Origin of the sequence: Pseudarthrobacter niigatensis (assembly GCF_030812615.1) — a bacterium.
Classification (GTDB): Bacteria; Actinomycetota; Actinomycetes; order Actinomycetales; family Micrococcaceae; genus Arthrobacter; species Arthrobacter niigatensis.
The window spans coordinates 166,888-179,031 of the sequence record NZ_JAUSTB010000007.1; the positions used below are offsets into that span (position 1 = coordinate 166,888).

Sequence of the window (12,144 nt, forward strand, 5' to 3'; positions counted from 1 at the left end):
GGTGCCGTTCCCCTGTCCCGGGGGACGGCACTTGTGCGTTCAGCGACGGATCGACACCACCCATGCCCTTCCCACGTCCCGCGTCCATTCGTGCCGCCCTCCGGCGACCCCCCATTCTGTGGGTCCTGGCCGCCGTCGCCGTGCTGGCGCTGGCCGTTTCGCTGGTACTGGCCGGTACCGTCCAGCGGGGCCCCGGTACGCAGGAAAGCGGCCCACCAACCGCCGCGCGTCCAACGGAAGCCGCGCCGGAGGGGGATGACGTTTTCCGGCCGGCGTACCACCTCACGCCGGACGAACACTGGATGAACGATCCGCAGCGGCCCTTTTTCCTCGACGGCCTCTGGCATTACTACTACCTCTACAACGCCGACTACCCGGAAGGGAACGGCACCGAGTGGTTCCACGCCACCAGCACGGACCTGGTGCACTGGAAGAACGAAGGGGTGGCTATTCCCAAGTTCCGCAACGGCCTGGGCGACATTGAGACCGGCTCCGCCGTAGTGGACACGGAAGGGACGGCTGGGTTTGGCAAGGGGGCCGTGATCGCCGTCCTCACCCAGCAGCACGACGGTGTCCAGCGCCAGTCCCTGTTCTACTCCACGGACAAGGGCTACAGCTTCCAGGGCTACGGACAGAACCCGGTGATGGAGAACCCCGGCGCCGAGCACTGGCGGGACCCGCGGATCGTCCGGGACGAGGCCAATAACCAGTGGCTGATGCTCCTCGCGGAGGGCCACAAGATCGGCTTCTACACCTCCAGGGATTTAAGGCAGTGGACCTATGTGTCCGGCTTTGGCCAGGAGGGGCTGGGAATCCTGGAGTGCCCGGACTTCTTCCAGCTGGACCTCGACGGCGACCCCGCCAAGCGCACCTGGGTCCTGGCAGCGAGCGCCAACGGATCCGGGGAGGGGCGCACCACCGGCGTGGCCTACTGGACCGGCAGCTTCGACGGCAGGGCCTTCACCGCGGACGGCGGCCACCAGTGGCTCGACGGCGGACCGGACTTCTACGCGGCCGTCACCTGGGCTGGCCCGGGGCTTGACGACGCGCAGCCGATGGCGTCCCGGCACGCCATCGGCTGGATGAACAACTGGGCCTACGCCCGGAACCTTCCCACCAACGGCTGGTACGGGGCGGCCTCGGTGGTGCGGGACATCCGGCTGGCGTCCGACGGCGGCCGGCCGGCCCTGGTGTCCTCGCCTACGGCCGCGCTCCAGTCACTGGAGGGGGCGCCAGTGCAGGTGCCCGGCGGGAGCATTGATGGCGGCCTGGCACTCCCGGTCCCGGACAGCGGCGCCTTCAAGGCCGACGTCGAGCTGGCCAAGCCCGCGGACGGGACCGGGGAGGCGCGGGTGCTGCTGCAAAGCGGCGGCACCACCTATGCCACGGTGGGCTACGATTTCGCGGCCGGCCGGGCGTTCGTGGACCGCGGCGGCGATGCGGCGGCCGGCGGGAGCGGCCTCGCTGACCAGGCGGACGCCAGCCGCGTATACCGGCAGGAGCGCTCGGTGGACGCCCGGCCGGCCGGGGACACCGTCCGCCTCACCGTCTACGTGGACCGGTCCTCCCTGGAGGTCTTCGTGGACGGACAAGCCCTGACCTCGCTGGTGTTTCCGCCGGCGGGACCCAAGGAAGCCCGGCTGGTGGCGGAGGGACCGGTATCGCTCAAACGCGGCACCGTCACGCCGCTGGCCGGCATCCGCTAGGCGCCGGCTGCGGCGGTGACGGCGGCCGCTGCCTCCAGCGCCATCCAGGCCTGGAGCTGGGTGGAGAGTTCGACGGCGGCGCCCGGCGGATACGTCGCGGCCGCCGGTTTGGCTGCGTGCAGCGAGAAGATGCTCGTGCCTTGCCGCCGGGCATTTGCCTCGCCGGGGCCGACGGGGCGCCGGCCGGACCAGAGCGCTTCAGCGGTGTCCGTCACCAACCGTGCAGCCGTGGCGCGGGTAGCCGCGGGAAGCCGGCGGTCTGCCGCGGCGAGTGCCAGGTAACGGCAGAGAATCCCGGTGAAGAGGCCGCCGTCGCCTGTTCCTTCGCAGCGCAGCACCGAACCACCGGAGCCCGTGCCGGCTCCGTTGCCGCTGCCCGGGACGGTCAGCAGCCGCTGCACGGCGTCCACCAGGACCGCAACCCGGCCCAGGTTCGCCTCGCCGCCCAGCTCCAGGAGTGCTCCCAGCACCGGGCCCTGGTTGTAGGTGTATACCGCCCGCTCCAGCACCACCTCTCCGGAGGGATCCAGGCGTGCGCCGTCAAGGTAGAGGGCCTGGTCCGCGTCAAAGAGCGTGGTGTCGAGCCAGTCCAGCAGGGCCTGGGCCTTGGGCTGATGGCCGGTGCGGGCATAGAACAGGGCCACCGGCGCGGTGGCCGGGGTGTTCTTGAAGTCGCGTTTCTTGCTCCAGAAAGTCCCGCCGCCCAGGTCATCGGTGCAGGCGGCGTCGAACTGCAGCGCCAGCGACGCCCGGACCACGGCGTTGCGGCGGCGGCCAGGACGACGGGTTTCCTCGGCCAGCCTGTCCAGGCGGAGCGTTGCCAGCGCCAGCCACGCCATGTCGTCGTAGTAGCTGTTCACGAAAGTCAGGGCGTTGCGGAGCCTGATCCCGGTGACCAGGCGCGAGGCCAAGTGCCCGGCGCTGGGCCGGCCCGGGCCGTCGAACCGGGCCGCCGGGGTGGCTCCGCCGCCCAGTTCCCGCCGCCCGGCGTCCACCAGGCAGTCAACGTAGTGCGCCTGCCACCAGTAGTGCCAGGGGAGGGCCAGCGATGCGGCAGGCCGCATCCGGCGGAGTGCGGTACGCCATCGCGGCGCTGGCTGGGTGCCCGGCTCCTGCTCCGGCGTTGAGGGGGTGGGCGGTCCGGCCGGGTGCCTGCCCTGCCACAGCACTGCGCCCAGGTGGGTTCCGGGCAGGAACAGCAGTTTCCGGCCGAACAGGGCGGTCACGGACCGGGCCGCGTGGTTCGCCCTGTCCTGCCAGGCGGTCAAGGAGGTGCTGCTGGACGTCATGCCGTCCACCCTAACCGTGCCGCCGGCACCAGGGAGGGCAGGGCCTCGGGGGTGAGTGCGGCGGCGCGGGATTTCAGTTAACATTCATTAACTGTTGCTCGGGTCGCGCCGCGGCATGGGGACACACATCAAGGAGGATGGATGGACATCAAAGGCAGCGTCGCACTGGTGACAGGCGGGGCGTCCGGGCTGGGAGCAGCCACCGCGCAGAGATTGTTCGACGCCGGCGCATCCGTCGTGCTCGTTGACCTGCCGTCCTCGGGCGGACAGGCACTGGCGGACGAACTGAACGGCCGCGCCGCAGCCGGCCAGTCCGCCGTCTTTGCCCCCGCAGACGTGACCAGCGAGGCCGACGTACGGGCCGCCGTCGGGACCGCCGCGGGGCTGGGCCCGCTCCGGATCGTGGTGAACTGCGCAGGGATCGCCACCCCCGGCAAGGTCCTGGGACGGGACGGTGTGCTGCCCCTGGAATCCTTCAGCAAGGTCATCCACGTCAACCTGGTGGGGACCTTCAACGTCCTGCGCCTGGCCGCCGAAGCGATGGCGGCCACCGAGCCCGCCACCACCCCGCTGGGCGGCCCGGAACGCGGCGTCATCATCAACACCGCCTCCGTGGCGGCCTTCGACGGACAGATCGGCCAGCCCGCGTATGCCGCCTCCAAAGGCGCCGTGGCCGCCATGACGCTGCCGATCGCCAGGGAACTGGCGCGCTCGCTGCTCCGGGTGGTCACCATCGCCCCGGGCATCTTCGAGACCCCTATGATGGCCGGCCTGTCGCGGGAGGCGCAGGACTCGCTCGGCGCCCAGGTTCCGCACCCGTCCCGGCTGGGCAAGCCCGCGGAATACGCCAACCTGGTGGCACATATTGTGGACAACGCCATGCTGAACGGCGAAACCATCCGCCTGGACGGCGCTATCCGGATGGCGCCGAAATGAGCGCGCCGGACGTCCCGCAGCTGCCGGCGGCGGACTTCTTCGCCGTCGAAGCGATGCTGGACGAGGCTGAACGGAACAAGCTCGCCGAGCTGCGGGACTTCCTGGCGGCCGAGGTGGCGCCGTACGCGGGGGATTGGTGGAACAAGGCCGAGTTTCCCGCCCATATCCTCCCCAAGCTGGCCACGCTGGAGCTGAGCACACCGGTCCACCGCGGCTACAGCCATCTTTTTGCCGGACTGGTCATCGCGGAGATCACCCGCGTGGATACCTCCCTGGCCACGTTCTTCCTGGTCCATCACGACCTCTTCGTGGAATCGCTGCACACCTTCGGCACGGAGGACCAGAAGCAGCGGCTGCTGGCCGACGCCTCGGAGCTGCGCACTACGGGTGCCTTCGCGCTGACCGAACCGCTGCATGGCTCGGATGTGGCGGGCGGCCTGGAGACCCGGGCCCGGCGGATCTCCTCCACCACGGGAGAAGCGGACGACGCCGGCGATACGTGGGTGCTCAACGGGGCCAAGCGCTGGATCGGCAACGGGACGTTCTGCGACTACATGCTGGTGTGGGCCCGGGATGAGGCGGACGGTTCGGTGCGCGGCTTCATTGTGGACGCAACGCTGCCGGGTGTCAGCCGGAGCAGGATCGAGAACAAGATCGCCCTGCGCACCGTCCAGAACGCGGACATCCAGTTCCGCGATGTCAGGGTTGCCGAGGCGGACCGCTTTGCCGGTATCAGCAGCTTCGAGGACACCAAGGAACTGCTCCGCAGCTCACGGATCATGGTGGCGTGGCAGGCGGTGGGCCAGCAGCTCGCCGCCTTCGACGTGGCCCGGCAATACGCGGTGGAGCGGCAGCAGTTCGGCCGGCCGCTGGCCCACTTCCAGTTGATCCAGCAGCAGCTGGTGACCATGCTGGGGAACGCCGTGGCCAGCATGTCCATGATGGCCGGGCTCGCCCGGCTGCAGGAGCAGGGGGCAGCCAACATGCCGCAGGTGGCCCTGGCCAAGTCCTACCTCAGCGCCCGCATGCGCGAAACCGTGGCGCTGGGCCGCTCCATCCTGGGCGGCAACGGGATTGTTACCGACTACCGGATGGCCAAGATCTTCGCCGATGCCGAAGCCATCTACACCTACGAGGGCTCGTTCGAGGTCAACACCCTGATCGTGGGAAGGGCCATCACTGGAATCTCCGCCATCGGTGGTTGAGCCGGTCGAAACCCTTACCGGCCGGGGTACGGCTCTTTCTCGCCGGCTTCCACCCGGATGTCCAGGCTGTTGTTCTTCACGGGCATGGGGCAGGTGCCGTAAGGGGTGAAGGCGCTGGGGTAATTGATGGCCCGGTTGAAGTCCAGCACTACGGACCCGTCCGGCCGCGGCCTGGGGAGGGAGAGTTTCCGCCACTCGTCCGTGGTGTCGCCGTTGGTTTCGTCGTGGAACGTGACGGTCAGGGCGCCGAGCTTTTCTTCCTCCGCCTGGAGCCGGAACTCATGGCTGCTTCCCGGGAGGCGGAAGACCACCTCGCCTACGCTGCGGTGCACGCCGTCAACCAGCGGGTTCGCGGTGCCGATCGGCACATCCACCGGCGCCGGGTAGGGCTCAAACCTTCCGGTGACCTCCCAGTCGGGGTTGTACGGAAAGGTAGGCACGCCGTCGAATTCCGTGAAGGCCGGTGATGCCGCGTCCCGGGTGCGGATCGCATACCGGCCGCCGCGCATGGCCAGTTCCACCACTACCTGGTCCCCGTCCGGGCCGCCGAACTGCACCCACATCAGTGATTCCTCGTCCGCCAGGACGGCGGATACGGTGCCGTCCACCTTTTCCCCTGTCTCCACCAGCGTGAGCCCGTCCGCCGGAACCGCGGTGAGGAACGCCGTCGAGCCCGTGGCGTCAGTGGACCACAGGCCGGGGGCCGGCTCGACGGCGGAAGGTGAGTCTTCGAGCCACTGGAAGGAGGTGAGGGTAAGCCAGCCGTGCGGCGCTGCCAGGGCTTTGTTGCGGTTGGCGCGGAAGCGCTGCCAGCGCTCGGCCCTGGCGGCGTGGGTGGTGGCTGGGGTGGTGGTCATGGTTCCTTCCAGTTGCGTATGCCTTCGGCTACAACTGGATCGCGGACGTGTTCATTCCGCCGCTGAATCCTTTGTCCGGGGTTGAATGGAGTGGTGGACATCCTTGCGGGAGTGAATCGGGAGTGGCTTGCCGCGCTCCCCTGGCTGGCGGCCGTCCTTGCCGCCGCGGTCGTCCTGGCGTGGCGCCGGCGGCGGCCGGACCTCGCAGCACCTGCCGCCGTCGCCGTCTTCATGGCAGCCAACGTGGGCGCCGGCATCTACGTCCTGAACCACCTCGCGGACGGGCGCTGGGGCGGGGACGCGCAGGCGAAACTCGCCCCGCCCACACTCTCCGGAACCCCCGTGGTGGGCCAGTTCCTGCAGCCGCTCGACGGAGCCATGGCAGGCATGGCCGGCGGGGTAAACGATTTCATCGACTTCCGGGCCGCGCTGCCGGTGGCACTGGACTTCTTCGCGGCCGCCGGATGGGCGCTGGCACTCCTGGTGCCGCTGCTGCTCACCGCTGCCGTGGTCCAGGCCGGGAAGGCCCGGCGCCGCACGGCGGAGGCTGCCGCCTGGCAGGACGAGGTGCGGAACCTACGGGCTGAACTCGACGCCGTCAAACGGCATGTGGGGTACCGCGACATCTTGTGAGACGGATTCCACTGAGGCGAGGCACCGGGGGTAGCATCTTTAGCTAGTAACGTGGCTCACAGTATCCAGCGCAGTGTACGAGCCAAGTCCGAATCCCTCGAAAGATTGTTTCAATGGCTCACACTGCAACACCTCCCGAGACCGACCTTGCCTCCGAACTGCGCGCGGATGTCCGGCGCGTGTCCACCCTGCTGGGTGAATCGCTGGTCCGCCAGCACGGGCCGGAACTCCTGGACCTCGTGGAGCAGGTCCGGCTCCTGACCAAGGAATCCAAGGAAGCAGCGCGCGGCGGTGCGCACGCCACCGGCCCCTGGAGCGCGCACGACGTCGTTGCCCAGGTCCGCGAACTCCTGGGTTCCCTGCCCATCGAGCAGGCAACCGACCTGGTGCGTGCCTTTGCCTTCTACTTCCACCTGGCCAACGCCGCCGAGCAGGTCCACCGCGTCCGCGGACTCCGGACCCGGGCCGAAAAGGACGGCTGGCTGGCCAAGACGGTGGCGGACATCGCGGCGCAGGCCGGCCCGGAGGTGCTGCAGGAAGTAGTCAACGGGCTGGACGTGCGGCCCATCTTCACCGCCCACCCCACCGAAGCGTCCCGCCGTTCCGTCCTGGACAAGATCCGGAAGCTTTCCGATGTCCTGTCCCAGTCCACTGCCGAAGGGTCCACCGGCCGGCGCCGGCAGGACCGGCAGTTGGCCGAGATCATCGACCAGATGTGGCAGACCGACGAGCTGCGCCAGGTCCGGCCCACCCCCGTGGATGAGGCCCGGAACGCCATCTACTACCTGGGCGGCATCCTCACCGATGCCATGCCGGAGATGCTGTCGGAGCTGTCCGAGCTGCTCGGGGAACATGGCGTCAGCCTCGCCTCCAAGGACGCCCCCATCAGGTTTGGCTCCTGGATCGGCGGTGACCGCGACGGCAACCCGAACGTGACCGCGGCCGTGACCCGCGAGATCCTCCAGATACAGAACCAAAACGCCATCCGGATCAGCATCGGCATGATCGACGAGCTGATTTCCATCCTGTCCAACTCCACGGCGCTGGCGGGCGCTGACCAGGGGCTCCTCGAGTCCATTGATGAGGACCTGAAGAAGCTGCCGGGCCTGGACAAGCGGGTCCTGGAACTCAACGCCCAGGAGCCGTACCGGCTGAAGCTCACCTGCATCAAGGCCAAGCTCATCAACACCGGCAAGCGGGTGGCGGCAAACTCCAACCACGAGCACGGCCGCGACTACAACGCAACCGATGAACTCCTGGCTGACCTGAACCTGCTGGAGCTCTCGCTCCGCAACCACTCCGCGGCGCTGGCGGCGGACGGCTCCCTGGCCCGCGTCCGCCGCGCCATCGCCTCCTTCGGCCTGCACCTGGCCACCCTGGATATCCGTGAACACGCGGACCACCACCACGACGCCGTCGGCCAGCTGATGGACCGGATCGGCGGACCGGGGCTCCGCTACGCCGAGCTGAGCCGGGAGGAACGATTCGAGGTGCTCGGCTCGGAGCTGGCTTCCCGCCGCCCGCTGTCCGGCCACCCGATCAAGCTGGACGGCGCCGCCGACGGCACCTACGACGTCTTCCGCGAGATCCGCCGGGCCCTGCGCATGTACGGTCCGGACGTCATCGAGACCTACATCATCTCCATGACCCGCGGCGCCGACGACGTCCTGGCCGCCGCCGTGCTGGCCCGCGAGGCCGGCCTGGTGAACCTCTTTGGCGACAAGCCCTACGCCAAGCTCGGGTTCGCGCCGCTGCTGGAGACGGTGGAGGAACTCCGGGCCTCGGCCGAGATCATCGACCAGCTGCTCTCCGACCCCTCCTACCGGGAGCTGGTGCGGCTGCGCGGGGACGTCCAGGAAGTGATGCTGGGCTACTCGGACTCCAACAAGGAATCCGGCGTGATGACCAGCCAGTGGGAGATCCACAAGACCCAGCGCAAGCTGCGCGACGTCGCGGCCAAGCACGGCGTGCGCGTCCGCCTGTTCCACGGCCGCGGCGGCTCGGTGGGACGCGGCGGCGGGCCCACCTACGACGCCATCCTGGCCCAGCCCAACGGTGTCCTGGAAGGCGAAATCAAGTTCACCGAACAAGGCGAAGTCATCTCGGACAAGTACTCCCTGCCTGAGCTTGCCCGCGAAAACCTGGAGCTGTCCCTGGCCGCCGTCCTGCAGGGGTCGGCCCTGCACCGGGACCCGAGGACCTCCGAGGACCAGCGCGAGCGCTACGGGCACGTCATGGAGGCCATCTCCGACGCCGCCTTTGACCGGTACCGGAAGCTGATCGACCACCCGGACCTGCCTGCCTACTTCATGGCCTCCACCCCGGTGGAGCAGCTGGGCTCCCTGAATATCGGTTCCCGCCCGTCGAAGCGGCCGGATTCCGGTGCCGGGCTGGGTGGCCTGCGTGCCATCCCGTGGGTGTTCGGCTGGACCCAGTCACGGCAGATCGTGCCCGGCTGGTTCGGTGTGGGGTCCGGGCTTAAGGCCGCCCGCGAGGCCGGCCACTCCGCGCAGCTGGTGGAAATGATGGACCACTGGCACTTCTTCCGCTCCGTGCTGTCCAACGTGGAGATGACGCTCGCCAAGACGGACATGGACATCGCCGGCTACTACGTGTCCACCCTCGTCCCGGAGGAACTCCACCATCTCTTCCGCACCATCCGGGAGGAATACGAACTCACCGTTGCCGAGGTCCGCAAGCTCACCGGTGAAAACCTGCTCCTGGATGCCCAGCCGACATTGAAGCGGTCCCTGGAGATCCGCGACCAGTACCTGGATCCGATCAGCTACCTCCAGGTGGAACTCCTGCGCCGCATCCGCACCGAGGGCGGGATCAGCGGGGCCGAGATCGACGAACGCCTCCAGCGGGCCATGCTCATCACCGTGAACGGCGTCGCCGCGGGCCTGCGCAACACCGGGTAACCCCCGCGGTTGCCCATCACTTGGGGTCCCTAACAGGCGCTGTTAGGGACCCCAAGTGATAGGGCATCTTCGGTGTTTGGATAGGGTTGGGAGCATGCCTTCCTTCCAGACCCGCCTCAAGATCACCGGGCTCCGGCCGGGGAATCCGCCCGAGTCCGTCATGGACGCGGCCGTGGAGGCGCTGGGCACCCGGCACCACGTGGAGGCACACCAGCTGCAGATCGCCGGCGGCGTGCCGCAGCTCAACCTGCGTTTTCTCGTGGAAGCCAGCGAGTACAGCGGTGAGAACCGCCAGGCGGTGGAATCTGCAGCCATGATGCGCGACGCCGTCGAACGCGTTGCGCTGACAGGTTCAATCAGCGTGCTGCGGCGCAGCCGCGGCAAGTGGCTGCCGGTCTAGCCTGCGTCGGGGAGGGGCTCGTCCTCCACCGGGGACCGGTCGCCGCGGCGCCGGGTGACGATGATGCCCACGACGGCGCCGATCACCAGGCCGACGGCCACGCCAATCAGGGAGCTGGCCCAGAACGGCAGCTTGGTGGTTGAGCCGGTGAAGTAGCCCAGGCCTACCAGCCAGCAGGCCCACAGGACGGCGCCCAGGCCCGCACACAGGCTGAAACCGCGCACAGAGACGTTTGCCACGCCGGAGGCTGCCGAAGTGGCGAGCCGGCCGCCGGGGATGAACCTGGCGCCGATGATGGTGCCATAGGTCGACGACCGCCCGGCCTTGGCCAGTGCCGCATGGATGCCGGCGTGCACCCGGCGGCCCCATTTCCAGCGATCCAGTACGTGGCTGAGCCGGCGGCGGAACAGGTGGAACACCACCATGTCGCCGATCCAGGACGCCAGGGCGGCGAGCAGCAGGACGAGGAACACGTTGGCCCGGCCGTCCGCGGACAATGCGCCGCCGGTAATCACCACCATCTCCGAGGGGATGGGCGGGAAAATAGCGTCGCCAACCACCAGCGGGATGACCCAGAAATAGAGGGCCGTCCCCCAGCTGTCAACGCTGCCGAAGTCCATTGCCACAAGGTACCGCACTTGGGAAACTGGCCGCATGCGGATCTCGGTCCTGCAAGGGGACATTACGCAGCGGCGGGTGGACGCGGTGGTGAACGCCGCGAATTCCTCGCTGCTCGGCGGCGGGGGCGTGGACGGTGCGCTGCACCGGGCCGCCGGGCCGGAACTGCTTGAGGCGTGCCGGGAACTTCGCGCGGCCCGGCTGCCGCACGGCCTGCAGACCGGCGCCGCCGTGGCAACGCCGGCCTTCCGGTTGCCGGCCCGCTGGGTGATCCACACGGTGGGACCCAACCGGCATGCGGGGCAGACGAACCCGGCACTCCTGGTGTCCTGCTTCAGTGAGAGCCTGCGCCTGGCTGAGACGTTGGATGTCCGGGAGCTGGCCTTCCCTGCTGTGGGAGCCGGGGCTTACGGGTGGAGCGCTGGGGCTGTTGCCGCGGCGGCGCAGGAAGCGCTGACCGGTTTCCGGGCCGCCCATCCGGCCGCCGGGCTGGAGCTGGTGGAGTTCGTGCTGCGCACCGCGGAAGTGGAGGCGGTGTTCAGGGACGTCCTCGGGGTTTAGGCCCGTGCCCGGACCGCTTCGCTGAGTTCCAGGCTGCTGCGGTATTCCACGGGCTTTCCGGAGACCGGGTCAACGAACCTGATGCCGCGGGCCAGGAGCTGGAGCGGCCTGGAGTAGTCGTCCGGCGCCTTGTCCAGCAGGTCGGGGTAGAAGGCGTCGTTCACGATCCCCAGCCCCAGCGAGGCCATGTGGACCCGCAGCTGGTGGGTCTTCCCGGTGTGCGGTTCCAGGCGGTACCTGGCCAGGCGCTGCCCTGCGCCGTCGGCACCTGCCGCAGGCCCGCCGTCGAACGTTTCCAGCCGCTCAATCCGGGTTTCCGCGTTCGGCTCACCGTCGATGACCTCCGCCAGCAGGTAGCTGCGGGACTTGGTCATCCGGTTGCGGACCACCACGGGGAAGTCGACGGCGGGGTGCCCCGGCGAAGGCTCGGCGGCGGACACGCATTCGTACTCCTTTTGCACCTGCCGCTTCTCGAAGAGCACCTGGTATTTGCCCCGGGTCTGCGGGTTGGTGGAGAAGAGCAGCACGCCGGCCGTCATGCGGTCCAGCCGGTGCATGGGGATCAGGTCCGGCAGCTCCAGCTGGTTCCGGAGGCGCACCAGGGCGGATTCCTGGATGTAGGTGCCGCCCGGCGTGGTGGGCAGGAAGTGCGGCTTGTCCACCACCAGCAGGTGCTCGTCCCGGTAGAGGATGCCGATCTCCACCGGCAGCCGCGTTTCCGGCGGCAGGGTGCGGTAGTACCAAATGAAGGTGTGGTCCTCGAGCCTGGTGTGCCGGGTCAGCGGTACGCCGCCCTCGCCAACGATCTCGCCGGCGTCGAACCTGTCCTCGATGCCCTGCGGATCAATGTGGCCCCAACGATGCATCATGTAGTCCATCGCGGTGTCCCACGGGCCCTCGTCCGGAAGGCGCAGGCGGGTGGCGTTGACGCCGTCGCGCACGGGGAGGGGGGATTGCATCACCGGTCCATTCTACCGGGGGCAGGTGGCCGGAGCGGGTGGGATCCGACGATAAAAAA

11 protein-coding genes are annotated in these 12,144 nt (G+C 68.9%); 7 read left to right on the forward strand and 4 right to left on the reverse strand.

Translation table 11 applies throughout. The features are described 5' to 3' along the window. Positions 1-62 precede the first annotated feature (62 nt). The gene (locus tag J2T23_RS12630) at positions 63-1,706 is read left to right on the forward strand and encodes a glycoside hydrolase family 32 protein (RefSeq protein ID WP_307360414.1); all 1,644 of its coding nucleotides are present in this window, start codon (positions 63-65) and stop codon (positions 1,704-1,706) included. On the opposite strand, the gene J2T23_RS12635 is transcribed toward J2T23_RS12630, so the two are convergent. Next, the gene (locus J2T23_RS12635) at positions 1,703-2,995 is read right to left on the reverse strand and encodes a glycoside hydrolase family 76 protein (RefSeq protein ID WP_307360416.1); all 1,293 of its coding nucleotides are present in this window, start codon (positions 2,993-2,995) and stop codon (positions 1,703-1,705) included. The genes J2T23_RS12630 and J2T23_RS12635 overlap by 4 nt on opposite strands. A 141-nt stretch (positions 2,996-3,136) precedes the next feature. On the opposite strand from J2T23_RS12635, the gene J2T23_RS12640 reads away from it, so the two are divergent. Next, positions 3,137-3,931: a 3-hydroxyacyl-CoA dehydrogenase gene (locus J2T23_RS12640; RefSeq protein WP_307360419.1), complete on the forward strand. Its 795-nt coding sequence runs from the start codon at positions 3,137-3,139 to the stop codon at positions 3,929-3,931. Further along, on the forward strand, positions 3,928-5,136 hold the full coding sequence (locus J2T23_RS12645) for an acyl-CoA dehydrogenase family protein (protein WP_141180714.1): 1,209 nt from the start codon (positions 3,928-3,930) through the stop codon (positions 5,134-5,136). The genes J2T23_RS12640 and J2T23_RS12645 overlap by 4 nt, the downstream gene beginning before the upstream one ends. Positions 5,137-5,150: 14 nt before the next feature. Here J2T23_RS12645 and J2T23_RS12650 read toward each other — a convergent pair whose 3' ends face one another. Continuing rightward, positions 5,151-5,993, reverse strand: coding sequence for a DUF1684 domain-containing protein (locus tag J2T23_RS12650; protein WP_141180715.1), 843 nt, complete (start codon positions 5,991-5,993; stop codon positions 5,151-5,153). A 93-nt stretch (positions 5,994-6,086) separates the two neighbouring features. On the opposite strand from J2T23_RS12650, the gene J2T23_RS12655 reads away from it, so the two are divergent. The 3 genes from J2T23_RS12655 (at position 6,087) to J2T23_RS12665 (ending at position 9,947) form a co-directional block, all read left to right on the forward strand. Beyond that, the gene (locus tag J2T23_RS12655; RefSeq protein ID WP_307360423.1) at positions 6,087-6,626 is read left to right on the forward strand and encodes a hypothetical protein; all 540 of its coding nucleotides are present in this window, start codon (positions 6,087-6,089) and stop codon (positions 6,624-6,626) included. 113 nt (positions 6,627-6,739) lie between these two features. Then, on the forward strand, positions 6,740-9,547 hold the full coding sequence (gene ppc, locus J2T23_RS12660; RefSeq protein ID WP_141158181.1) for a phosphoenolpyruvate carboxylase: 2,808 nt from the start codon (positions 6,740-6,742) through the stop codon (positions 9,545-9,547). Positions 9,548-9,641: 94 nt separating this feature from the next. Beyond that, positions 9,642-9,947, forward strand: coding sequence for a hypothetical protein (locus J2T23_RS12665; RefSeq protein ID WP_307360427.1), 306 nt, complete (start codon positions 9,642-9,644; stop codon positions 9,945-9,947). Here the strand turns inward: J2T23_RS12665 and J2T23_RS12670 are convergent. Next, positions 9,944-10,567, reverse strand: coding sequence for a DedA family protein (locus tag J2T23_RS12670; RefSeq protein WP_141180718.1), 624 nt, complete (start codon positions 10,565-10,567; stop codon positions 9,944-9,946). The two genes, J2T23_RS12665 and J2T23_RS12670, sit on opposite strands and share 4 nt — an antisense overlap. A 34-nt stretch (positions 10,568-10,601) precedes the next feature. Between J2T23_RS12670 and J2T23_RS12675 the strand changes: the two genes are divergently transcribed. Further along, positions 10,602-11,126 (forward strand): O-acetyl-ADP-ribose deacetylase, encoded by a 525-nt coding sequence (locus J2T23_RS12675; protein ID WP_141158178.1) that lies wholly within the window; start codon positions 10,602-10,604, stop codon positions 11,124-11,126. On the opposite strand, the gene J2T23_RS12680 is transcribed toward J2T23_RS12675, so the two are convergent. Continuing rightward, entirely contained in the window at positions 11,123-12,085 is a 963-nt protein-coding gene (locus tag J2T23_RS12680; RefSeq protein ID WP_307360463.1) for an RluA family pseudouridine synthase, read from the reverse strand. The genes J2T23_RS12675 and J2T23_RS12680 overlap by 4 nt on opposite strands. Between the last annotated feature and the right edge of the window lie 59 nt (positions 12,086-12,144).